Annotated in this window: 22 protein-coding genes and 4 pseudogenes; 16 read left to right on the top strand and 10 right to left on the bottom strand. The window is 69.5% G+C overall.

Annotated features, from left to right (window positions below; translation table 11 throughout):
* The first annotated feature begins 29 nt into the window (after window positions 1–29).
* From ybiB to ACFJGX_RS13110, 6 genes and pseudogenes are all read left to right on the top strand, one after another.
* Window positions 30–959, top strand: a complete 930-nt coding sequence (gene ybiB / locus ACFJGX_RS13135) for a DNA-binding protein YbiB (RefSeq protein WP_382320795.1) — start codon at window positions 30–32, stop codon at window positions 957–959.
* Window positions 928–1,729 (top strand): annotated as a pseudogene (cobA, locus tag ACFJGX_RS13130) (uroporphyrinogen-III C-methyltransferase). The gene ybiB and the pseudogene cobA overlap by 32 nt, the downstream one beginning before the upstream one ends.
* 573 nt (window positions 1,730–2,302) lie before the next feature.
* Window positions 2,303–2,458 carry a hypothetical protein gene (locus tag ACFJGX_RS13125; protein WP_382328537.1) on the top strand — a complete coding sequence of 52 codons (156 nt, stop codon included), beginning with the start codon at window positions 2,303–2,305 and terminating at the stop codon, window positions 2,456–2,458.
* Window positions 2,459–2,485: 27 nt separating this feature from the next.
* Window positions 2,486–3,688: an NAD(P)/FAD-dependent oxidoreductase gene (locus ACFJGX_RS13120; protein ID WP_382320801.1), complete on the top strand. Its 1,203-nt coding sequence runs from the start codon at window positions 2,486–2,488 to the stop codon at window positions 3,686–3,688.
* Between the two features lie 176 nt (window positions 3,689–3,864).
* A complete protein-coding gene (gene rpsU, locus ACFJGX_RS13115) occupies window positions 3,865–4,077 on the top strand; it encodes a 30S ribosomal protein S21 (RefSeq protein ID WP_056273869.1) in 213 nt (70 codons plus the stop codon).
* A gap of 107 nt (window positions 4,078–4,184) precedes the next feature.
* Entirely contained in the window at window positions 4,185–4,631 is a 447-nt protein-coding gene (locus ACFJGX_RS13110; protein WP_382320802.1) for a GatB/YqeY domain-containing protein, read from the top strand.
* A 101-nt stretch (window positions 4,632–4,732) separates the two neighbouring features.
* Here the strand turns inward: ACFJGX_RS13110 and pmbA are convergent, their stop codons facing one another.
* Window positions 4,733–6,148 carry a metalloprotease PmbA gene (pmbA, locus tag ACFJGX_RS13105; RefSeq protein ID WP_382320804.1) on the bottom strand — a complete coding sequence of 472 codons (1,416 nt, stop codon included), beginning with the start codon at window positions 6,146–6,148 and terminating at the stop codon, window positions 4,733–4,735.
* A gap of 72 nt (window positions 6,149–6,220) precedes the next feature.
* Between pmbA and yjgA the strand changes: the two genes are divergently transcribed.
* Genes yjgA through ACFJGX_RS13090 form a run of 3 tightly spaced genes read left to right on the top strand, consistent with a single transcriptional unit; the run spans window position 6,221 to window position 7,978 of the window.
* Entirely contained in the window at window positions 6,221–6,877 is a 657-nt protein-coding gene (gene yjgA / locus ACFJGX_RS13100) for a ribosome biogenesis factor YjgA (RefSeq protein WP_382328535.1), read from the top strand.
* Entirely contained in the window at window positions 6,874–7,482 is a 609-nt protein-coding gene (gene mog, locus ACFJGX_RS13095) for a molybdopterin adenylyltransferase (protein ID WP_382325665.1), read from the top strand. Before yjgA ends, mog begins: the two co-directional genes overlap by 4 nt.
* A gap of 19 nt (window positions 7,483–7,501) precedes the next feature.
* Window positions 7,502–7,978 carry a peptidylprolyl isomerase gene (locus ACFJGX_RS13090; RefSeq protein WP_382328533.1) on the top strand — a complete coding sequence of 159 codons (477 nt, stop codon included), beginning with the start codon at window positions 7,502–7,504 and terminating at the stop codon, window positions 7,976–7,978.
* Window positions 7,979–8,105: 127 nt separating this feature from the next.
* Here ACFJGX_RS13090 and cysE read toward each other — a convergent pair whose 3' ends face one another.
* Window positions 8,106–8,876: a serine O-acetyltransferase gene (cysE, locus tag ACFJGX_RS13085; RefSeq protein ID WP_382320808.1), complete on the bottom strand. Its 771-nt coding sequence runs from the start codon at window positions 8,874–8,876 to the stop codon at window positions 8,106–8,108.
* A gap of 11 nt (window positions 8,877–8,887) precedes the next feature.
* Complete coding sequence (locus ACFJGX_RS13080; protein ID WP_382156472.1) at window positions 8,888–9,622, bottom strand: RNA methyltransferase; 735 nt, start codon at window positions 9,620–9,622, stop codon at window positions 8,888–8,890.
* A 123-nt stretch (window positions 9,623–9,745) separates the two neighbouring features.
* Here ACFJGX_RS13080 and ACFJGX_RS13075 point away from each other — a divergent pair.
* Window positions 9,746–10,671, top strand: a pseudogene (locus tag ACFJGX_RS13075) (inositol monophosphatase family protein).
* A 19-nt stretch (window positions 10,672–10,690) separates the two neighbouring features.
* Here the strand turns inward: ACFJGX_RS13075 and ACFJGX_RS13070 are convergent.
* From ACFJGX_RS13070 to ACFJGX_RS13060, 3 genes and pseudogenes are all read right to left on the bottom strand, one after another.
* Window positions 10,691–10,786 carry an ATP-binding protein gene (locus ACFJGX_RS13070; RefSeq protein ID WP_382328698.1) on the bottom strand — a complete coding sequence of 32 codons (96 nt, stop codon included), beginning with the start codon at window positions 10,784–10,786 and terminating at the stop codon, window positions 10,691–10,693.
* Between the two features lie 31 nt (window positions 10,787–10,817).
* Window positions 10,818–12,761 (bottom strand): annotated as a pseudogene (locus tag ACFJGX_RS13065) (PAS-domain containing protein); the annotation flags it as partial.
* Between the two features lie 45 nt (window positions 12,762–12,806).
* The gene (locus ACFJGX_RS13060) at window positions 12,807–13,964 is read right to left on the bottom strand and encodes a PAS domain-containing protein (protein WP_382328531.1); all 1,158 of its coding nucleotides are present in this window, start codon (window positions 13,962–13,964) and stop codon (window positions 12,807–12,809) included.
* Window positions 13,965–14,126: 162 nt separating this feature from the next.
* Between ACFJGX_RS13060 and ACFJGX_RS13055 the strand changes: the two genes are divergently transcribed.
* Together ACFJGX_RS13055 and ACFJGX_RS13050 are read left to right on the top strand one after the other, a co-directional pair.
* A complete protein-coding gene (locus tag ACFJGX_RS13055; RefSeq protein ID WP_382328529.1) occupies window positions 14,127–14,951 on the top strand; it encodes a CHASE sensor domain-containing protein in 825 nt (274 codons plus the stop codon).
* Window positions 14,948–16,012: an ATP-binding protein gene (locus ACFJGX_RS13050; RefSeq protein WP_382320810.1), complete on the top strand. Its 1,065-nt coding sequence runs from the start codon at window positions 14,948–14,950 to the stop codon at window positions 16,010–16,012. The genes ACFJGX_RS13055 and ACFJGX_RS13050 overlap by 4 nt, the downstream gene beginning before the upstream one ends.
* Before the next feature lie 3 nt (window positions 16,013–16,015).
* On the opposite strand, the gene rpoN is transcribed toward ACFJGX_RS13050, so the two are convergent.
* Entirely contained in the window at window positions 16,016–17,506 is a 1,491-nt protein-coding gene (gene rpoN / locus ACFJGX_RS13045) for an RNA polymerase factor sigma-54 (RefSeq protein ID WP_382320812.1), read from the bottom strand.
* A gap of 257 nt (window positions 17,507–17,763) precedes the next feature.
* Window positions 17,764–18,036, bottom strand: coding sequence for a GlsB/YeaQ/YmgE family stress response membrane protein (locus tag ACFJGX_RS13040; protein WP_382320814.1), 273 nt, complete (start codon window positions 18,034–18,036; stop codon window positions 17,764–17,766).
* 157 nt (window positions 18,037–18,193) lie between these two features.
* Here ACFJGX_RS13040 and ACFJGX_RS13035 point away from each other — a divergent pair, with 157 nt between their 5' ends.
* From ACFJGX_RS13035 to ACFJGX_RS13020, 4 genes and pseudogenes are all read left to right on the top strand, one after another.
* Window positions 18,194–18,673 (top strand): CBS domain-containing protein, encoded by a 480-nt coding sequence (locus ACFJGX_RS13035; protein ID WP_382156458.1) that lies wholly within the window; start codon window positions 18,194–18,196, stop codon window positions 18,671–18,673.
* 10 nt (window positions 18,674–18,683) lie between these two features.
* Window positions 18,684–19,052, top strand: a pseudogene (locus ACFJGX_RS13030) (YihY/virulence factor BrkB family protein); the annotation flags it as partial.
* Window positions 19,053–19,131: 79 nt separating this feature from the next.
* Entirely contained in the window at window positions 19,132–19,548 is a 417-nt protein-coding gene (locus ACFJGX_RS13025) for a YihY/virulence factor BrkB family protein (protein WP_382328696.1), read from the top strand.
* Entirely contained in the window at window positions 19,545–20,699 is a 1,155-nt protein-coding gene (locus ACFJGX_RS13020) for a putative zinc-binding metallopeptidase (RefSeq protein ID WP_382328694.1), read from the top strand. The genes ACFJGX_RS13025 and ACFJGX_RS13020 overlap by 4 nt, the downstream gene beginning before the upstream one ends.
* On the opposite strand, the gene ACFJGX_RS13015 is transcribed toward ACFJGX_RS13020, so the two are convergent.
* Both ACFJGX_RS13015 and ACFJGX_RS13010 read right to left on the bottom strand, forming a co-directional pair.
* A complete protein-coding gene (locus tag ACFJGX_RS13015; RefSeq protein WP_382320821.1) occupies window positions 20,690–21,964 on the bottom strand; it encodes an ATP-binding protein in 1,275 nt (424 codons plus the stop codon). The genes ACFJGX_RS13020 and ACFJGX_RS13015 overlap by 10 nt on opposite strands.
* Before the next feature lie 78 nt (window positions 21,965–22,042).
* A complete protein-coding gene (locus tag ACFJGX_RS13010) occupies window positions 22,043–22,558 on the bottom strand; it encodes an MgtC/SapB family protein (RefSeq protein ID WP_382320824.1) in 516 nt (171 codons plus the stop codon).
* Window position 22,559 lies beyond the last annotated feature (1 nt).

Genomic DNA, 22,559 nt, shown 5'->3' with positions numbered 1-22,559 from the left:
GCCTGACAATTCGCCGAAATTTGCAAGTCATGGCCATCAGTCAATACATCAAGGAAATCGGTCGGGGCAAGGACGGCGCCCGCTCGCTCACGCGCGAGCAGGCCACCGACCTGCTCGGCCAGGTGCTGGACGGCACCGTGACCGACCTGGAGGTTGGCGGCTTCTGCCTGGCCATGCGCATCAAGGGCGAAACGCCCGACGAGATGGCCGGCTTCCTCGATGCCACCCACGCGCGCCTGCGCCGCCTGCCCGACAACGGCCTGGCCACCGTCGTGCTGCCCAGCTACAACGGCGCGCGCAAGCTGCCGGTGCTCACCCCGCTGCTGGCCCTGCTGCTGGCGCGCCGGGGCGCGGCGGTGCTGGTGCATGGCACCGCCACCGAGAACCAGCGCGTGTTCGCCTCCCAGGTGTTCGAAACACTCGGCGTGCCTTCGGCCAGCGCGGTGCCCACGCTCGGCGCGGGCGAGGTCGCCTTCGTGCCCACCGAGGTGCTCAGCCCCGGCCTCAAGCGCCTGCTGGACGTGCGCCGCGCGGTCGGCCTGCGCAACCCCGCGCACAGCCTGGTGAAACTCATGAACCCGTGCGAAGGCAAGGCCTTCATCGTCGGCAGCTACACCCACCCCGAATACGCGACCTCCATGGCCGCCACCTGGGCGCTCACCGGCGCTCATGCGCTGCTGCTGCGCGGCACCGAAGGCGAACCCGTGGCCGACGCACGCCGCACGCCGCGCATGGAAGTGTTCCGCGACGGCGAGCGCACCGAGGTGCAAGCCCTGCAGGACGGGCCGCTGGCCAGGCTGCCGTCGCTGCCCGCGGTGGACGCCTCGCACACCGCCGCTTACATCCGCGCCGTGCTCGATGGCACGGAGCCCATCCCCACACCGATTGCCCTGCAGGTGGAACACATCTTGCGAGAGGTCGTGCAACATGAAACCGCAACCCATGCCCTCGCCGTCTGAGTTCCTGCCCGGTACCGTGGCCCTGGTGGGCGCCGGCCCCGGCGACCCCGAACTGCTCACGCTCAAGGCCGTCAAGGCCATCAGCGCGGCCACCGTGCTGCTGGTCGACGACCTCGTGAGCGACGGCGTGCTCGCCCACGCGTCGCCGCGCGCGCGCGATCGTGCACGTGGGCAAACGCGGCGGCTGCAAAAGCACGCCGCAGGCCTTCATCGAGAAGCTCATGGTGATGGCGGCCCAGGAAGGCGAAATGGTGGTGCGGCTCAAGGGCGGCGACCCCTTCATCTTCGGCCGGGGCGGCGAAGAGGTGGAGCACCTGCGCGCCGCCGGCATCGAGGTGCAGGTGGTCAATGGCATCACGGCCGGACTGGCCGGTCTCACCTCGCTGGGCGTGCCGCTCACCCACCGCGAACACGCGCACGGCGTGGTCTTCGTCACCGGCCACGCCAAGCCGGGTGACGCCGGCACCGACTGGCAGACCCTGGCCGCCACCGCGCGCGACGCCAAGCTCACGCTCGTGATCTACATGGGCGTGTCCAGCGCCGCGCAGATCGAGCAGGACCTGCTCACCGGCCTGCCGGCCGACACGCCCCTGGCCGTGATCCAGCACGCCACGCTGCCCCAACAACGGCACGCGCTCACCACACTGGGGCAATTGAGCGCCACCATCGAGCGCGAAGGCCTGGGCAGCCCGGCCGTGATCGTGGTCGGTGACGTGGTCCGCGGCATCGCGGCCGTGCAGGCGCCCGAGGCGGTCGCGCGCGCCGCCTGAACGCCGCCCGGGCCACCATGGCCCGGCGATTGCTTGATGTCAGCCCCATGACATCCCTCGCCCCCACCCGACCCGTTCGCCGCGACACGCCCGCCCACATCGCGGGCCTCTCGCTGGTCAACCTCGCCGCGCGCCAGCGCATGCTCTCGCAACGCATGATCCTGCAGACCGTGCTCGCCGCCAACGGCGAGGCCGGGCGACTGCAGGCCGCGCAGCGCAGCCTGCAGATGTTCAGCGAAAGCCAGCAACACCTGCTGGGCACGGTGGGCCAGCTCGAGGCACAGGGCGCCCGCAAGATCCAGGAGACCTACCACGGCACGCGCGGGGTCGGGCCGGTGGTACAGGCCTTCATGCAGCTCATGCACAGCGCGCTCGAACAGATCGAGGCCTACAGCCCGCGCGTGCCCACCACCCTGGCCGAGCTGGTGGACCACACCGACCGCATCCTCGACGCCCTCAACACCGCGACCACCGCCTTCGACGAGGTCGCCAAGGCGCGCGCCGACGCGATGATGAAGGAGCTCACCGGCATAGTCGGCGACATCCAGAGCGTTGCGCAAGGAGGCCAAGGTGGTGAGCTTCAACGCGCAGGTGGTGGCCGCGCGGGCCGGGCAACACGGCCGCGAGTTCGCCGTGGTGGCGAACGTGCTCTCGGACATCACGGGCGAGATCGACGGTCTCACGCGCAAGGCCGCGATCCTCGCCGAAAGAAGTCAGCACGCAGGCTGAAGGCGCGCTGCGCCTACACTGCCCGCCATGCAAGATTTCGACGCCATCGTCATCGGCGCGGGCGCGGCCGGCCTTTTTTGCGCCGGCATCGCCGGCCAGCGGGGCCAGCGCGTGCTGGTGCTCGACCACAGCGACAAGGTCGCGGAGAAGATCCGCATCTCCGGCGGCGGGCGCGCCAACTTCACCAACCGCGAACTCGACCCGCAGGCGCCGCACAAGCACTTCCTGAGCGCCAACCCGCATTTCTGCCGCTCGGCGCTCTCGCGCTACACGCCGGCCGACTTCATCGGCCTGGTACAGCGCCATGGCATCGCCTTCCACGAAAAGCACAAAGGCCAGCTGTTCTGCGACCACTCGGCCGACGACCTGATCCAGATGCTGCTGCGCGAATGCGACGCGGGCGGCGTGCAGCGCTGGCAGCCCTGCGGCGTGAAGGCCGTGCGCCAGGGCGGTGACGGCGTGTACGAGCTCGACACCGACCGGGGCCCGGTGCGCGGCCGCGCGGTGGTGGTCGCCACCGGCGGCCTGTCCATCCCCAAGATCGGTGCGAGCGACTTCGGCTACCGCATCGCCAGCCAGTTCGGCCTGCGCCTGGTGGCGCAGCGCCCGGGCCTGGTGCCGCTCACCTTCGACGGCGATGGCTGGGCGCCCTACGCTGGCCTGGCCGGGCTCGCGTTGCCGGTGCGCATCGAGACCGGCGAGAAAAAGGGCCGCATGGCTTTCCTGGAAGACCTGCTGTTCACCCACCGTGGCCTGTCCGGCCCGGCCGTGCTGCAGATTTCCAGCTACTGGCAGGAAGGCACGCCGATCCGCCTGAACCTGGCCCCCGAGACCGAACTGCCCGCCGCCCTGGCGCGCGCCAAGGCCAGCTCGCGCAAGCTGCTGGGCAACGAACTCGCCAGCCTGGTGCCCAGCCGCCTGGCCGAGGCCTGGGTGCAGCAGGACGCCGACTGGCAGCGCCCGGTGGCCGAAGCCTCGGACAAGGCCCTGGCCCGGCTGGCCGAGCGCCTCTCGCGCTGGGAACTCACCCCCACCGGCACCGAGGGCTACCGCAAGGCCGAGGTCACGCTGGGCGGTGTGGACACCCGCGACCTTTCGTCCCAGACCCTGGAATCGAAGCAGCCGGGCCTGTATTTCATCGGGGAGGTGGTGGACGTGACCGGCTGGCTGGGCGGCTACAACTTCCAATGGGCCTGGGCCAGCGCCCACGCCTGTGCACAGGCGCTGTGACCCCCACGCTGCGCCACTGCGGTAGCCAACCCCATGAAAATGGCTATAATCCAGGGCTTTGCTGGCAAATCCCCGTCGGCCAATACTAGTTAATGACGGGACATTTTGCGGAAACGACGCCCGGGCCCGATCTTCCCGTTCATCCTCTTTCCGCGCATTCTGGACATCCTTCGCCAATGACGACCATCCGTGTAAAAGACAACGAGCCCTTTGACGTCGCCCTGCGCCGTTTCAAGCGCACCATCGAAAAGCTCGGCCTGCTGACCGATCTGCGCGCCCGCGAGTTCTACGAAAAGCCGACCGCCGAGCGCAAGCGCAAGAAGGCCGCCGCCGTCAAGCGCCACTACAAGCGTGTGCGCTCGATGCAGCTGCCCAAGAAGCTGTACTGAGCACGAGCCACCGGGCCCTGCCGCCCGGTCGCGAACAAGCCCGCTGGAGGACGCTCAGGCGGGCTTTTTTGTTTCCGATTCCTCTCTCGACCACCCCAGGAGCCTCCATGAGCCTGAAAGACCAGATCACCGAAGACATGAAAGCCGCCATGCGCGCCAAGGACAGCGAGCGCCTGGGCACCATCCGCCTGCTCACCGCCGCGATGAAGCAGAAGGAAGTGGACGAGCGCGTGGAGCTGGACGACGCCATGGTCATCGCCATCGTGGACAAGCTGGTCAAGCAGCGCAAGGACAGCATCGAGGCCTTCACCAAGGCCGCGCGCCAGGACCTGGTGGACAAGGAAGCCGCCGAAATGGCCGTGCTGCAGGGCTACCTGCCCGCGCGCCTGTCGGCCGACGAAGTGGCCGCCGAAGTCAAGGCCATCGTGGCCGAACTCGGCGCCAAGGGCCCGGGCGACATGGGCAAGGTCATGGGCGCGGTGAAATCGCGCCTGGCCGGCAAGGCCGACATGGGCCAGGTGTCTGCCGCCGTGAAGGCCGCGCTGTCCAACTGAGCAGCCCATCCAGAATGCCGTGGAACTGGCTTTGCCAGGCCACAGGCATTGCCCCCTTGAGGGGGTGACGCGCCGCAGGCGCGGCGCGGGGGTGGGTCAGGTCAGCTCCCTGCCACCTTCATCCGGTTGATCAGGATCGAACCGGTCGTTTTCGCACCGTAGTTGTAGGCATCGGCCCCGATGGCCTCGATGCCCAGCAGCATGTCCTTAAGGTTGCCGGCGATGGTGATCTCGTGCACCGGGTAGGCGATCTCGCCGTTTTCCACCCAGTAGCCCGAGGCGCCGCGCGAGTAGTCGCCGGTCACGTAGTTCACGCCCTGGCCCATGAGCTCGGTGACGAACAGGCCGCGCCCGAGTTTCTTCAGCATGGCGCGCAGGTCGTCGCCCGGCTGCGTGAGCCGGCTGGTGAGCGTGAGGTTGTGCGAGCCGCCGGCGTTGCCGGTGGTGCGCATGCCCAGCTTGCGCGCCGAGTAGGTGGAGAGGAAATAGCCCTGCACCCGCCCACCCGAGAGCACCTTGCGCTTGGCCGTGCGCACGCCTTCGTCGTCGAACGGCGCGCTGCCCTTGCCATTGCGCACGTGCGGGTCTTCCAGGATGTCCAGGTGCTTGGCCGTCACGCGCTTGCCCAGGCTGTCGTGCAGGAAGGTGGTGTTGCGGTACAGCGCGCCGCCGCTGGTGGCCTGCACGTAGCTGCCCAGCAGACCGGCCGCCAGGGGCGACTCGAACAGCACCGGGCATTCGGTGGTGGCGATCTTGCGGCCGTTGAGGCGCGCCAGCGTGCGCTCGGCGGCGTAGCGGCCCACCGCCTCGGGCGTGGCCAGCTCGCCGGGCGAGCGCATGGAGCTGTACCAGTAGTCGCGCTGCATGTTCGCGCCCTTGCCCGCGATCGGCGCCACCGACAGGCTGTGGCGCGAACTGGCGTAGCCCCCGCTGAAGATGCCGGGCTTGCCACGCTCGCCGCCGCGCAGGTGCGCGGTGAAGAAGTGCGACTGCTGGGCCGACACGCCGGCCCCTTCGCTGTTGTTGATCTTCCTGCTGGTGGCGAAAGCGGCCGCCTCACAGGCCAGGGCGATGCGCGCGGCCTCTTCCGAATCGAGCGACCAGGGGTGGAACAGGTCCAGGTCGGGGTAGCTGTCGGCCACGTCCTGGGCGTCGGGCAGGCCGGCCACCGGGTCTTCGGCGGTGAAGCGGGCGATGTCGTAGGCGGCCTGCACCGTCTGGCGCACGGCGGCGGCGGAGAAATCGGAGGTGGAGGCATTGCCGCGCTTCTGTCCCAGGTAGACCGTGACACCCAGCGACTTGTCGCGGTTGCGCTCCACGTTCTCCAGCTCGCCCTTGCGCACCGAAACGCTCAGGCCGGCGCCCTCGGACACCTCGGCCGCCGCGTCCACAGCACCGAGCTGTTTCGCGTGGCCCAGGGCCAGATCGACCAGTTCCTCGAACTGGCTGCGGGCGTACTGGAAACCGGAAAGGGGGGAACGGGGGGCTGCCGCAGGGGCTTGGGAGGGGTTTTTCATGTCGACGGCTATGATACTTGCCGCCCCTTCCGGCCGCTGCCATTCGCGCAGAAGGCCTATTCAACGATCCACATGTCCCGCAAACCCACCAAAGGCTATTTCGTTCGTGGCCAGTTCGTCGCCCTGGGCAGCGAGCTGGACCTGGAGCTCAAGCGCGAGCTCAAGGGCGACGCCGAAATGAGCAAGACCGACCTGAAACGGGAGAGCGACCGCCTCCAGGCGCTCGGCGAGAACCTGCTCACCCTGCGCGCCGACCTGACGCAGAAGCTCGACCTGCCGGAAAAACTGCTGGACGCGGTGGCCGAGGCCAAGCGCATCACCAACTTCGAAGGCCGCCGCCGCCAGATGCAGTTCATCGGCAAGCTGATGCGTGCGCTGGACGAAGACACCATCGCCGCGGTGGAAGCCGCGCTCGACGAGCAGAACAAGGGCTCGGCCAAGGGCACGCTCTCGCTGCACCTGGCCGAACAATGGCGCGACCGCCTGATCGCCGACGACGACGCGCTCACCCAGTGGCTGCAGCTCGACGCGGGCGCCGACGTGCAGCACCTGCGCGCGCTGATCCGCCAGGCGCGCAAGGACGCCCAGGCCACGCAGGCACAGGAGCGCCCGGGCGAGGCCGTGCGCCACGGCAAGGCCTACCGGGAGATCTTCCAGATCGTCAAGGCCACGCTGAACCAGGGCGAGGACGACGACGGCGCCCCCACCGACGAACCAGACCAGCCATGAGCGAGACCACCACGCCCTCCTCCGCCGACCCGGTGCGCATCGGCATCGTGTCCATCAGCGACCGCGCCAGCACCGGCGTGTACGAAGACAAGGGCCTGCCCGCGCTGCAGGACTGGCTCACGCGCGCGCTCAGGAACCCGATCACCTTCGAACCGCGCCTCATCCCCGACGAGCAGGCGCGCATCAGCGCCACGCTGATCGAACTGGTGCACGCCGGCTGCTCGCTGGTGCTCACCACCGGTGGCACCGGCCCGGCGCTGCGCGACGTGACGCCCGAGGCCACGCTGGCCGTGGCGCACAAGGAAATGCCGGGTTTTGGCGAGCAGATGCGCCAGATCAGCCTGGCCTTCGTGCCCACCGCCATCCTCTCGCGCCAGGTGGCGGTGATCCGCAGCCAGAGCCTCATCATCAACCTGCCCGGCCAGCCCAAGGCCATTGCCGAGACGCTCGAAGGTCTGAAAAACGCCGACGGCACGCAGCGCATCAACGGCATCTTCGCCGCCGTGCCCTACTGCATCGACCTGATCGGCGGCCCCTATCTTGAAACGCACGACGACGTCTGCAAGGCCTTCCGCCCGAAGTCCGCCGTGCGCCCCGCCCGCTAACCCATTCCAGCGACCCGCCATGAAGATCACCAAAGACACCATCGTCACCCTCACCTTCCGCGCCGTCGACGCCAAGGGCAAAGTGCTCGAAGACGGCAAGGAGCCGCGCGCCTACCTGCACGGCGGTTACGGCAACACGCTGCCGGGCGTCGAGATGGCCCTGGAAGGCCAGGAGAAGGGCTTCAAGACCACCGTGAAGCTGCTGCCGGCCCTGGCCTTCGGCGAGCGCGACGAAAGCCTGGTGACCTCCATCCCGAAGAAGGATTTCCCGCCCGGCGTGAAGGTGGGCGGCCAGCTCGAAGGCAGCGATGCGGATGGCAACCGCCAGATCTTCACCGTCACCAAGATCAAGGGCGACACGGTGATGCTCGACGGCAACCACCCGCTGGCCGGCCAGGACCTGACGTTCACGCTGAACGTGATCGACGTGAAGGCCGCATCAGCCGAAGAGATCGCCCATCGCCACGCGCATGGCGCGCACGGCCACCATCACTGAGCGAGGCTTCGCCGCGCACCACCACGCGTGACGCGCAGCGCCGGGTGGCCGGTGCAGCGAAGTGAAGGAGGAGGCGGCCGAAGGCCGCCGGGGGACATGAGCGGAGCCGGCCACCCGGCGCTGCGCGTCACTTCCCGACCAGCTGATTGAGCTTTTCGGCCTCGAAGCATTCCTCGCGCGCCGCGTCCTGCGGCACGCAATCGCGCTTCTTCGTCTCGGCCAGGGTCTCGATGGCCTGCCAGAGCAGCGCGATCTGGTGCTCCTGCCCGGCGGCGTTGTCGATCAGGCCGCGCATGGCCTGCGACAAGGGATCGTCGTCCTGCGTGATGCCGTAGGCCTGGAACTTCTGGCCCTGCTCGGTCACATCGGCGCTCTCGCCGGTCTTGCTCGGGATGATGCGGGCCGGAATGCCCACCGCCGTCGCCCCTGCGGGCACCGGCTTGATCACCACCGCGTTGCTGCCGATCTTGGCGCCGTCGCCGACGACAAAACCGCCCAGCACTTTGGCGCCCGCGCTCACCACCACGTCGCGGCCCAGCGTCGGGTGGCGCTTGGTGCCTTTGTAGAGCGAGGTACCGCCCAGCGTCACGCCCTGGTAGATCGTGCAGCCGTCACCGATCTCGGCGGTCTCGCCCACCACCACGCCCATGGCGTGATCGAAAAACACGCGTTCGCCCAGCTTGGCGCCCGGGTGGATCTCGATGCCCGTGAACCAGCGCGAAATGTGCGAGATGAAGCGACCCAGCCACTTGAAGCCGTGGTTCCAGCACCAGTGCGCCGGGCGGTGCAGCCAGACGGCGTGCAGCCCGGGGTAGCAGGTGATCACCTCCCAGGTGCTGCGCGCGGCCGGGTCGCGGTCAAGCACGCACTGGATGTCGGAGCGGATGCGGTCGAACATAAGCCGGCAGTCTATCGCTTCGCCTTCTCGGCGGCTTGCAGCATGGCCTTGGCGACACCTCGAAGAATGTGGATTTCCTCGTCGCTGGGCGCGGCCCGGTTGAAAAGCTGGTTCAGGCGCGGCATGAGCTTCTTGGGCGCCTCGGGGTCGAGAAAGTCCACCGCCACCAAGGCGCGCTCCAGGTGGTCGAGCATGCCGCCCAGGGCCTGGGCATCGGCCTGCGGCCGCTCGGCCACCACCGGTGGCGCCCCGAAGCCGCCGAGCGCCTGGCGCCAGTCGTAGGCGATCAGCTGCACCGCCGCGGCGAGGTTGAGCGAGCCGAAGGTCGGCGCGGTGGGGATGCTCAGCGCCACATGGCAGCGGTACACGTCTTCGTTGCGCATGCCGAAACGCTCGGACCCGAACAGGAAGGCCACCCCTGACGGCGGATCGCCCGCGCCCAGCAGCCCCGTGAAGTGCTCGCGCGGCGCGCGCGTGGGCGGGCCGAAGTCGCGCGGGGTCATGGCGGTGGCGCAGAGGTGGCTCATGCCTTCCAGCGCCTCGTCCAGCGTGTCCACGATGCGCGCCTGGGCCAGCACGTCGTTGGCCCCGCTGGCGCGCTGGATGGTTTCCTCGCGCCGCAGCACGTTGGCCCAGCGCGGCTGCACCAGCACCAGGTCGTCGAAACCCATGACTTTCATGGCGCGGGCGACACCGCCCACATTGCCGGCGTGGCTGGTCTGGATCAGGACAAAACGGGTGCGCATGCGAAAAAGGGCGGGGACGGTAAAATCCCGGGTATTGTCGCCGCCCGCATCGCCGGGCTTCGTCACCCGCTCTTCCACCACTGCCGCGCCCTCCCCTGCGGAGCGCGCCGAGGTTCACAATTCATGTCGTCCACACTCCACCCCATGCTCAACGTGGCCATCAAGGCCGCACGCACCGCTGGCACCCTCATCAACCGCGCCGCGCTGGACGTGGAGTCGGTCCGGGTCTCGGTCAAACAGACCAACGATTTCGTGACCGAGGTCGACCAGGCCGCCGAGGCCGCGATCATCGACACCCTGCTCACCGCCTACCCCGACCACGCCATCTGGGCCGAGGAGTCGGGCAAGCGCCCGGGCAAACATGGCGGTGCAGACCATGTCTGGATCATCGACCCGCTGGACGGCACCACCAACTTCATCCACGGCTTCCCGGTCTACTGCGTGAGCATCGCGCTCATGGTGGGCAACCGGCTGGAGCAGGCCGTCGTCTACGACCCCTCGCGCAACGACCTCTTTCTGCGCCACGCGCGGGCGCGGCGCCTACCTGAACGACCGCCGCATCCGCGCTGCGCAAGCGCACCACGCTGCGCGACTGCCTGATTTCCACCGGCTTCCCGTTCCGCCCGGGCGACGCCTTCCAGACCTACCTGCAGATGTTCGGCGACGTGATGCCGCGCGTGGCCGGCGTGCGCCGCCCCGGCTCGGCCGCGCTCGACCTGGCCTATGTGGCCGCGGGCTTCACCGACGGCTTCTTCGAAATGGGCCTCTCCCCCTGGGACGTGGCCGCGGGCGCCTTGCTGGTCACCGAAGCCGGCGGTCTGGTGGGCAACTTCACCGGTGAGTCCGACTTCCTCGAACAGAAGGAATGCCTGGCCGCCAACCCCAAGATCTACGGCCAGCTGGTCGGCCTGACCGGCAAGTACAGCAAGTTCGCCAGCGCGGGCGACAAGGCGGCGGTGCGCCAGGCGCGCAAGACGGCCGCCCAGGCGCCCGACAGCGCCGCTGACGCGGCCCCGGCCGCCACCCCCGCCCCCGACGCCGCGAACTGAGCCGCGCCGCGCGAGGGCGTCAGCCCAGCGGCAGGCGCAGCCAGAAGGTCGCGCCCTCTCCGGGCGCGGATTCGGCCCAGACGCGCCCGCCATGGCGCTCGACGATGCGCGCCACGATCGCGCAGCCCCACCCCCATGCCGGGCACGTTGCTGCCCGCGTGCAGGCGCTGGAACAGGCCGAACAGCTTCTCGGCGTGCGCCATGTCGAAGCCCATGCCGTTGTCCCGCACGAAATACGCGCGCTGACCCGAATCGAAACCCACCGCCAGTTCGGGTTGCGCCAGGTGGCGCGAGTACTTGAGCCCGTTGTCGATCAGGTTGGACAACACCTGGCGCAGCAAGGTGGCATCGCCCATCGCCTGCGGCATGGCCTGGATGTCGATGCGCGCGTGGTTGGTCTGCGGCGAGAGCGTTTCCACCACCGACTGCGCCAGCGCGGCCATGTCCACCGGCACGGGTTCGAGGTCCACGCGGACCACGCGCAACAGCTCGAGCATGTCGGTGATCATCTGGCCCATGTTGCGCGACGAGCGCGCGATGCGCTCGAACATGTCGCGCCCGGTCGGGCTCAGGCGGTCGGCCTCGTCCTCCAGCACGATGGACGCAAAACCGTTGACCGAACGCAGCGGCGCGCGCAGGTCGTGCGCGATCGAGTACGAGATGGCCTCCATGTCGCGCATGGAGCGCTCCAACTCGGCCGTGCGCGCGCCCACCCGCTGCTCCAGGCTGGCGTTGAGCGCCTTCACCTGCTCCTGCGCGGCCACGCGCTCGGTGATGTCCAGGTGCGTGCCCGACATGAACGTGGCGCGGTCCTGCGCATCGCGCTTGTGCACCCGGCCGCGCGTGTTGACCCAGATCCAGTGGCCCGCCTTGTGGCGCATGCGGATGTCGCACTCGTAGTACGGCAGGATGCCCGCGATGTGCTGGTCGCGGATCTGGTCGGCCCGCTTCAGGTCGTCGGGATGCACCAGCGCCTCCCAGGTCTCGGCGCGCATGGGCTGCAGCTCGCGCAGGGTGTAGCCCAGCATCTCGGCCCAGCGTTCGTTGACCGTGAGCACGTTGTCGGCGATGTTGTTTTCCCAGATGCCCGGCCGCGTGGCCTCCAGCACCCAGGCCAGGCGCTGGCGCTGCTCGCGCAGCGCCTCCTGGGCCTGCATGTAGGAACTCACGTCGGTGAAGGTGCGCACCATGCCCCCGTCGGGCAGCATCCGGGAGCGCATCTCCAGCGTGCGGCCATCGCGCGTCTTGCGCCAGTACTTCTCGGGCGGTGGCACCGGCGGTCCGTGCATGAGGTGGGCGTGGGCGATCGGGTCCACCCAGGACAGCCCGGGCCCGAAGTCGCCGCGCTCGGTCTGGAAGCGCCGCACCTGTTCCAGCGTGGGTTGCCCCTGCAACAAGGCTTCGGGCAGGTCCAGCATGTCGAGCAGGCGGTGGTTGTAGGCCGTGATACGGTGGTCCGCGTCCACCCGGCACAGGCCCTGCTCGATGCTCTCCAGCGTGGCCCGCAGGTCCAGGCTCTTCTCGGTCAGCAGCTCGCTGGTGATCTCCAGCTGCTCGCGCGTGCGGCGCCGCTCGATGTGGCCGCGCCAGGCCAGCACCAGCTGGCGCACCGCGCCCAGCAAGGGCTGCAGGAACTCGATGTCGTCTTCGCTGTAGCCCCCGGGCTGGTTGGCCAGGCCCACCATGGCCACGAGCCGGTCGCCCACGGCCAATGGCACGCACAGAAAGGCGTCCATGGGCGGATGACCGCCCGGCAGCCCCCCGGCGTGCGGGTGGCTGGCCGGCTGGTTGGCGATCAGGGGCTCGCCGGTGAGCATGGCGCGCCCGAACAGGGTGTCGAGGTTGCGGAACGCCATGCCCGCCTCGGCCTGGCTGGCGTACATCAGGCGGGACGCCTCGTCCCAGGCGATGTTGGTGATGGCACTGGTGCGCAGGTAGGGCGCGCCGGTGTCGCTGTAGAGCACCTCGCCCACGAAGCCGTAGGCGCTGCCGGTCACCGAGAGGAAGGCCTGCAGCAGCCCCTCGAAGGCCTTGCGCTTGTCCTCGGCCTCGATGAAGACCGACTGGGCCAGGCGCACCGCCTCGAGCATGCGGTGCTGCCGCTCCAGCTTCTGCGTCGCGCAGCCTCGCCTCGGTCACGTCGGTGGAGAACCCGTGCCAGACCACCGAGCCGTCGGTCTCGCGCTGGGGCATGGCCTCCACGTGGTGCCAGCGGGTGCCGGCCTTGGGCAGGCACACGCGGTAGGTCTGGCGCCAGGGCGCCAGATGCCGGGCCGAGGTCGGCGCAGCGAGGCGATCATTTCCGCGCGGTCATCGGGATGCACCCGCCGGAACAGCACGTCCGCATCCTCCTCCAGCTCGGCCGGCTCGATCTCGAGCATGCTGCGGACCACGTCGTTCACATACGAGATCACGCTCTTGCCATCGGCCCGCAGGCGCGCCTGGTACATCATGCCGGGCACCCGGGCCGCGATGTTCTGCAGCAGCTTGAGCTGTTCGGTCAGGCGCTCGCTGGCCTCGCGCTCGGCCGTGATGTCCTGCACCACGCCGAAATCGGTCTGCGGGTTGCCGGCCACGCTGGTCTGGCCGATGCGGGTGCGGAACCAGCGCTGCTGGCCATCGGGCAGCCGCCAGCGGAACTCGACCTGGCGCCCGTCCATCGCCTCGCGCGCGGCCTGCCAGGCGGGCCGGTCGTCCGGGTGGATGCCCGCGCGGCCGTCGCCGCGCGCGATCAGGTCGCGCGGCTCCAGGCCGGCGATCTCGAACAGCCCCAGCGACCACACCACGCTGTCGGAATGCTGGGCGTTGGTCCAGTGGCCCACGCGCGCCAGCTTCTCGATCGCGGCATGCAGCTCCACCTGCTGCTGCAGCCCGAGGTTCGCCTCGCGCAGGGCCGCCTCGGTCTGCAGCCGGGCTTCCGTCGCCTCGAACTCGCGGGTGGCTTCGGTGATGTAGACCAGCGCCAGGGGCTCGGGCAGCGTGTCCATCACCGTGGTGTGCAGGCGGACCCGGTGCATCACGCCGTCGCGCAGGCGCAGGTGCTGCACCGTGTCGGGCGACGGCAGCTGGTTCACGAAGCGCGCGCGTTCGTCGGCGCTGGGCCAGTGCCCGAGCTCCACGGTCGTGCGGCCGATCACGTCCTCGCGGCGCTGGCCGGTGAGCGCCAGCCAGGCGTCATTGACCGCCAGCAGGCGCCCATCGCTCAGGCGCGAGACGATGGCGGCCAGCGGCGAGGCCAGGAACAAGGCCTCGAAAGGCAAACCCGCCTCCTGCTGCGGGGAAACGCTGCGCACCCGATGGTGGACGGGGGTTCGGGAACAGCTTCGGCCATGCGCGCTCGTGAAAGGGTGGGAGGACGGAAACAGGCTCAAATTGTGCCGGACTGTGTGGCTTGCGGTGCGTGAAATTGGCCTGCTAAAGTGGCTTGCTGTTCACCACCACGTGCCCTGGAGACCATGAAACCCACCTCGCTGCGCCAGCAACTCACGCGCGCGGCCATGCTCACCACCTTGCTGGCGATCCTGCTGAGCGCCGGCGCCTTGCTGACCTACGAGCTGATGGTGTACCGCCGCGTCGGCATCGCCGACATGCGCACCCAGGCCGATCTGATCGCGCGCTCCACCGCCCCGGCGCTGGCATCGAGCGACGCCCAGGCGGCCTGGGAAAACCTCTATCTGCTGCGCCAGCAACCCCAGATCCGCGCCGCCGCCGTGTACGGCCGCGACGGCGCGCTCATCGCCTCGCACACCACCACCGCGAAAAACGAACTGCGCGCCCGCATTCCGCTGACATCGGAGGCCTGGGGCCCGCGCTTCAGCGGCTCGTCGCTGGAGATGGTCCGCCCCATCGAGCACAACGGCGCGCGCATCGGCATGCTCTACCTCAAGGCCGAACACGGCGTGTGGCAGCGTTTCGTGGACTTCGCGCTGATCGTGCTGGCCGTCAGCGCGGTGAGCCTGGTCGCGGCCTACTACCTGTTCGTGGTCCTGCAGCGCCGCATCACCGCGCCGCTGGAGAAGATGACGTCGGTGGCGCGCGACGTGATCGGCAGCCACAACTGGTCTCTGCGGGCACCGGCCACCGACTACAAGGACCTGGACGTGCTGGTCGACGCCTTCAACCGCATGCTCTCCGAGTGCGAGATCCGCACCACCGAGCTCGAACGCGAGATGGTGACGCGCCAGGGCGTCGAACGCGAACTGCGCCAGGCCGACCGCCAGAAGGACACCTTCCTGCGCAGCCCCTCGCCCACGAATTGCGCAACCCCCTCTCGCCCATGACGAGCGCGGTGGCCCTGCTGCAGATGCCGCAGGTGTCGCCGCAGGCACGGGAGAAGGCGCTGGCGGTGCTCGAGCGCCAGCTGCAGCACATCGTGCGCCTGGTCAACGACCTGCTGGACGCCTCCCGGGTGCGCACCGGCAAGCTGTCGCTCGACACGGCGCCGGTGAACATCGGCGAGCTGCTGCACACCGCCACCGAAGGCGCGCAGGCGCTGGCGCAACAGCATGGCCTGCAGCTCACGCTGCACCTGCCCGATGCGGCGCTGTATGTGAACGGCGACGCGGTGCGGCTGACGCAGGTGTTCTCCAACCTGCTGAACAACGCCTGCCGCTACACCCCGCACGGCGGGCGCGTGGACCTCTCGCTCACCTCGACGCCATCCTCGGTCGAGGTGACGGTGGTGGACACCGGCATCGGCGTGGAGCCCGCCATGCAGGAACGCATCTTCGACCTGTTCGAACAGGCGGACCAGTCCATGCAGCGCGGCAGCGCCGGGCTGGGCGTGGGGCTGACGCTCTCGCGCCAGATCATCGAGCTGCACGACGGTTCGCTGTCCATGCACAGCGAGGGCCTGCACCGCGGCTCGTGCTTCACGGTGCGGCTGCCCCGCCTGCATCGAGAGCCACCGCGCGACGAGCCCCCCACCGTGGCGCCGTCCCACGCCCAGCCCTCGCGCCCGCTGCGCCTCCTGATCGCGGACGACAACGTCGATCTGACGGTGAGCCTGTCGGCCGTGCTGTCCTCACATGGGCACTTGGTCGAGGTCGTGCACGATGGCGAAGCGGCGGTTCGCGCGGCGCGCGCGCAGGTGCCGGACGTGGCGCTGCTCGACATCGGCATGCCCGGCCTCGACGGCCACCAGGTGGCGCGGGCGCTGCGCGCCGATGCCACCACGCAGGGCATCCGCCTCGTGGCCATCACCGGCTGGGGCCGCGACGCCGACCGCGAGGCCGCGCGCCTGGCCGGCTTCGATCAGCACCTGCTCAAACCGGTGAACCCCGAACAGCTGCTGCGGCTGCTGAGCGAGCCGCCAGAAGCGCCCCGCGCCCCGCCGGCCTGAGCCTCAGGCCGAGACGGCCAGGCCGTCATGGCGCTTGCGCCGGCCCACGGCCTCGATGCGCAGCATCTGACGGTACTTGGTGACGGTGCGCCGCGCCACCGTCAGGCCCTGCCGGGCGAGCTGGCGCGTGATCTCGGCGTCCGACAGCGGCCGATCGGTCGACTCCGCTTCGATGATGTCCTGGATCAAACCCCGGATCGCGGTGCCCGAGCAGGCCTTGCCATTGGCGCTCACCATCGCGCGCGAGAAGAAGTGCTTGAGCTCGTACACGCCGGTGGGCGTGGCGATGTACTTGTTGTTGGTGACGCGCGAAACCGTGGATTCGTGGATGCCGACCTCGTCGGCGATCTCGCGCAGGCCCAGCGGCTTCATCGCCATGCTGCCGTATTCGAAGAAGTGGCGCTGGCGCCGCACGATGGCCTGCGACACGTCGAGGATGGTCGAGAAGCGCTGCTCGACGTTGCGCAGCGTCCAGCGCGCCTCCTGCAGGTGCGCGCCCATCTCGGCGTTCTCGGCGCAGCGGTGGCGCTGGAACAGCTGGGCGTACACCTCGTTGATGCGCACCTTGGGCACGACCGCGGCGTTGAGCCGCACGTTCCACGCGCCCCGGTCCTTCTTCACGATCACGTCGGGCACGATGTAGTTCACCCGGGAAGAACTCAGGCGCCAGCCCGGTCGCGGGTCGAGGTGGCGGATGCGGTCACACACCGCCTCGACCTCGCCCACCGAGGCGTCCAGCGCCCGCGCCAGGGCAGGCACATCGCGCGCCGCCAGGCTGTCCATGTGGTCGTTGACGATGGCGCGCGCCATCGCGCGCACGTGGGGGCATTCGATCTCGCCCAGCTGCAGGCTGAGGCATTCCGCCACATCGCGCGCGGCCACACCGGCCGGCTCCAGCGACTGCACCAGCTTGAGCGCGATCTGCAGGTCTTCCAGCGTCGCTGCGGGCACCACGTCCGCTACCTCGCGCAGTTCGTTCAGGGGCGTGCGCAGGTAGCCGTCGTCGTCGAGCGACTCGACCACCACACCGGCCAGCGCGAGGTCGCGCGGCGACAGGGCCATGGTGCCGAGCTGCCCGTGCAGGTGGGCATTGAGCGGGGTTTCCTCCATCATGAAATCGAGCGCGGACACATCCCCGTCATGTCCCTGGCGGGCCGGGGTCAGACCATCGGCGAGCCACAGGTCGCTGTCGGACGCGGTGGACCGGTCGACCTCGGCCTCCGCCGGCGCCGCCAGATCGGTCTCGCGCGGTCCGTCGTACACCTCGCCGGCCGCTTCGCCCGATCGGCTGTCGATGTCACCATCCCGCAGGCCTTCGCGCTCGTCCTCGTCATCGCCCTCTTCCGCTTCCAGGAACGGATTGCGCCCCAGCACGTCGCGCACCACGATGCCGAAATCCAGCGAGGACATCTGCAGCAGGCGCACGGCGTGCTGCAAGCGGGGAGACAGGGTCTGGCTCTGGCGCTGGTCGGCGCGGGCGTCCATCTGGATCATGCGGTTCTCCTCCGGTAAGGCATGGTCGGCGGTGTCGCGAGGTGCGGCCGCCTCAGACCAACACCCTATGCAACCACCATGCCGCACGAGCGCGGAAGACACAAATTCCCACAAAACCACGTAACCGTCAGGCCCTCACAGAGGGACACGGTGCGCACCTTCCCGAACATTCAGACACAGTCGATCGGAACGCCCTTCAGGCCGACCCGCGCAAGGGCGCATCTTGCGGCAAGATTTGCCGAAACGGCCCGCGCGGACTAGTGCATCGATTCGTGTCGAAAGAGGTTGATGAGCGCCAGCAGGATGATGGCGCCGATCAGCGACACGAGCATGGCGCCCACGTTGAAGACGCTGTCGTTGAGGGTGTCCACCCCCATCAGGGGTGAGAGCACCCAGCCACCGATGGCGGCGCCCACGATGCCGGCCACGACATTGCGCACGATGCCCTGGCGCCCATCCGTGGACAGGACCACGCTGGCCAGCCTGCCCAACAGGCCGCCGACCGCCAACCAGAGGATGATGTTGATCATGGCGTTGCTCCTCGTTAGAGTGGTCGCAGGAAGTTCCTTCGAACCTGCCGGGGGCAATCCCCGCTCCCGGTGGCCGCGGGCACAGCACCTGCCCTGTCAAGGTCCCACCCGCCGGCATGCGGCGGGCCAACGCCACAACCGCAGCAGGAGATTTCCCATGAAGCAAGTGAAAGATGTGATGACCAGTGGCGTGCGCACGCTCGGGCCCCAGGACAGCGTGGTGCTCGCGGCCCAGGCCATGGAAGAACTGGACATCGGGGCGCTGCCGGTCTGCGATGGCCAGCGCATCCTCGGCATGGTGACCGACCGCGACATCGTGGTGCGCGGCGTCGCCCAGGACCTCGCGCCCGGCAAGACCAAGCTCGAGGACGTGATGAGCGCCCAAGTCGAATGGGTGTTCGAGGACGAAGGCCTGGCCGAGGTCGCGGCCAAGATGCAGCAACTGCAGATCCGCCGCCTGCCCGTGCTCGACCGCGACAAGCGCCTGGTGGGCATCCTCTCGCTGGGCGATCTGGCCGCCAAGGGCGACGTGCAGCAGGCCGGCGCCGCGCTGGCCGACATTTCCGAGCCCGCCCGCCCGACCCGCACCGGCCAATCGGTCGCCAGCGGCCCCGCCGGGGGCGGGGAAAGCCTCTGAAAGGCACGCGATGCTCTTTCGCGTGATGAAAGCCGCCGTCGTCAACTGGATCGACGACGACGCGCCCAGCATGGGCGCCGCCCTCGCCTTCTACACCCTGTTTTCCGTCGCGCCCATCCTGCTGATCGTGATCTCGGTCGCGGGCCTGTGGTTCGGTGAAGCCGCCGCGCGCGGCGAGATCTTCGCGCAGCTCTCGCAACTGGTCGGCAGCGACAGCGCGCTCACCATCAACAGCCTGGTGGAAGACGCGAACCGCCCGGCCGCCGGCATCGTGGGCACGGTGGTGGGCCTGGGCGCGCTGCTCATCGGCGCCACCACCGTGTTCGCCGAGCTGCGCAACGCCATGGACCGCATCTGGCGCACGAACGCCGAGCATCCCAAACGGGGCGGCGTGCTCGAGCTGCTGCGCGCGCGCCTGGTCTCGCTGGGGCTGGTGCTGGCCGATCGGTTTCCTGCTCATGGTCTCGCTGGTGCTCAGCGCCGCCCTGGCGGCCCTGGGCAAGTGGGCCGCGCCCTGGCTGGGCGAGCTGGCGATGCTCGCGGGCGCGGTCGACTTCGCCCTGAGCCTGGCCTTCCTCAGCGTGCTGTTCGCCATGATCTTCAAATGGATGCCGCGCGTGCCGCTGGCCTGGGGCGATGTGTGGATCGGCGCCGTGATCACCGCCGTGCTGCTCACCGTGGGCAAGTCCGTCATCGGCACCTACATCGGGCGCAGCGGCGTCGCCTCGGTGTTCGGCGCGGCCTCCTCGCTGGTCATCTTCCTGCTCTGGGTGTACTACTCGGCACAGGTGTTCCTGCTCGGCGCGGAGTTCACGCGCGCCTTCACCCTGCGGCATCAGACCGCCGACCGCACCACCGAGGACCCCGCGCCGTGAACCGTGCTTTCACCTGCATCTGCGGGCAACCGATCTTCTTTCGCAACAGCGTGTGCCTGGGCTGCGGCCGGGCGCTGGGCTACGACGCCGCGCGCGGCAAGCTGCTGCCCCTGGAGCCCACCGACGAACCCGGCTGGTGGCGCAGCAGCGAGACCGGCACGCGCCAGCGCACCTACCAGCGCTGCGAGAACCTGTCCTCGCCGGCCGCGTGCAACTGGCTCATCCCGCCGGCCAAGCCACGCGAGCACACGCCCTCGCTGTGCCTGTGCTGCCGGCTCACGCGCACGCTGCCCGACCTCGACGTGCCGGAACACGCCGGCTGGTGGCACCGCATCGAACAGGCCAAACGGCGCATGGTGTCCTCGCTGCTCGCCCTGCGCCTGCCCATCGTGCCGCGTGGCGAAGACCCGCAGCGCGGGCTGGCCTTCGACATCCTGGTCTCGCAGCCCGGCATGCCGCCCGTGGTCACCGGCCACGCCGGGGGCGTGATCACCCTGGACGCGGCCGAGGCGGACGACGCCACGCGCGAGCACCGCCGCACCTCGCTGCGCGAGCCCTACCGCACGCTGCTGGGCCACCTGCGCCACGAATCGGGCCACTACTTCTGGCAGCGCCTGGTCGATGGCAAGGAATGGCTGGAGCCGTTCCGGGCCGTGTTCGGCGACGAGCGCACCGACTACGCCCTGGCGCTGCAGAACCACTACAACCACGGCGCGGCAGCGGACTGGAGCTCGCGCCACGTCACTGCCTACGCCAGCTGCCATCCCTGGGAGGACTGGGCCGAGACCTGGGCGCACTACCTGCACATGCGCGACACGCTGGGCACGGCGCGCGGCTTCGGCATCCGGGGCGACCGCGTGGAACTGGCCTGCGAACCCTTCGGCCCCGACGTGCTGAGCGAGGACGGAAACGGCAACGGGGCCCTGGACGCCACCGACGAGCAATTCCTGCTCTGGCTCAACCACTGGCTGCACCTCACCGTGGCTTTGAACGAGATCTCGCGCAGCATGGGCGTGGCCGACTTCTACCCCTTCGTGCTGTCGCGGCCCGCCGTGCGCAAGCTGCACCTGGTGCACCGCGTCATCGCCCACCACACCCCCCCGGGCGGCCGGCGCCGGCGCCCGCTGACGCCACCCCCGCCTCAGTCGTAGGCGAGCGGGAACATGATCTGGAAGGTCGTGCCGGAGTGGTCCGAGTCCACCTGCACCGTGGCATCGAGCACCTCGCACAGGCGCTTGACGATGGACAGGCCGATGCCCTCGCCGTGCACGTAGTGCTCGGTGGACTCGCCCGGCGCGGGCACGCCAGCGTCCTCATCGTGAATGTGCGTGATCTGGTTCGCGTGCGTATCGCTCACGACCTGCTCTGCGTGCTGGGTGCGCACCTCCAGCGCGTCCTTCAGCTCCGAGGACTTGGCCTGGTGGATGCCCGGACCCGTGTCTTTCACGATCAGCTTCCAGCGATCCGGGTCCTGGGCGCCGCCATCGGCCCAGGTGACCTCCACGCCTCCGGTGCGCGTGTAGCGGATCGCGTTGAGCACCAGGTTCTGCACGATGCGTCGCAGCTTCACCGCATCGGACTGCACCACGAAGGGCGACGGCCCGTTCAGGCCGAAGGTCAGGCCCTTCTGCTGCGCGTGGTCCTCCAGCGCCTCCCACAGATCGCGCAGCGGCGGCGCGACGTCCATGGACTCGAGGTTGCGCTCCTCCTGCCCGCTTTGCAGCCGCGCCAGGGTGGTCACATCGTCCAGCAGCTTGTGCAGCGCCTGCACGTTGTGGCCCAGCAGGCGCAGGAAGGTCTCGCGTGCCGCCGGATCGGCCTGGCGCGCACCCAACCCGGCCGTGGCGTTGGTCACCACACCCAGGTTGCCGCGCAGGTCGTGCGCGGCTTCCTGCCAGAGCAAGGCGCGCTGCTGCTCCAAATGGCGCAGGGCCTCCAGGGCCTGCTCCAGCCCACGCGCGTAGGCGGTGGCCTCCAGTTGCTGCAACTTGAAGTACTGCGCGGTGCTGGCGCTCACGGCCAGGCTGTAGACCTGCGCCCACACCGCGCGCGCCATGGCCATCGCCGCCACCGAGTGGCCCGAGGCCACCGCTTCCAGCGCGTTGACCACGCATTCGTTGAGCCGGCCGAGCTCCCGCACCACCTCGGCCAGGCCGAAGCCCTGCTGCCAGCGGTGCAGGCCGTGCGCGGCGGCGTCGCCCAGGTGCGCGGTTTCCACGCGGGGTGCGCGCAGTTGCTCCTCGAAGCCCTCCAGCACGGCGGGGATGTGGTCGTTGAGCTGCGTGTGTGGCAGCGAGGCGCCGGTGGTCAGCGTGGCGTCCGCCGCGACGCTGGCGCGCCACGCCTGCAGAATGGCTTCACGCCTTTGCGTCAGTTCGTTCGCCAGCGCGATGAGTTCTTTTCCATGCAGGGGCATCGGTAGGCCTTGAAGGTGGGTGGCGACAGCGGCGCTCAGGGCTCGCGCGTCATTCTGCACCCGAAAGCCACCGACCGTTCAATGTCCCCCGCCTGTCGGGGGGTCGGCCTCCTTCTCCTTGCGGATCGAACGCCCCCAGCGGCGCAGCCACACAAGCACCAGCAGGATGAAGGCCGTGGCCAACACGGCGGTGCCCGTCTGGCCGAGCCCGGCGGCCACGCCGATCGCGGCGGTCGCCCAGATGGTGGCGGCCGTGGTCAGCCCGTGGATCCGCCCCTCGCTCTCGTCCTTGAGCACCGCGCCCGCGCCGAGAAAGCCGATGCCCGAGACAAGGCCCTGCACCACGCGGCTGAGCTGCTCCTCGTTCATGCCGGATGCCTGGGGCACCAGCACGAACAGGGCCGCGCCCAGCGCCACCAGCATGTGGGTGCGCAGCCCGGCCTCGGCATCCCGCCGCTCGCGGTCCCAGCCGATGGCCGCGCCCAGCAGCAGGGCTTCGCCCATGCGCCAGGTGGCGCGCGTGATGCGCTCGACATCGGCGAGGTCGCCGAACTCGGCCTGCACCGTGGTCCAGATGGTTTGCAGCACGGACATC

Origin of the sequence: Hydrogenophaga sp. UC242_50 (genome assembly GCF_042697355.1) — a bacterium.
Lineage (GTDB): Bacteria > Pseudomonadota > Gammaproteobacteria > Burkholderiales > Burkholderiaceae_C > Hydrogenophaga.
The sequence above is the reverse complement of the archived record's forward strand: the minus strand, read 5'-3'. Positions and strand labels throughout refer to the sequence as shown.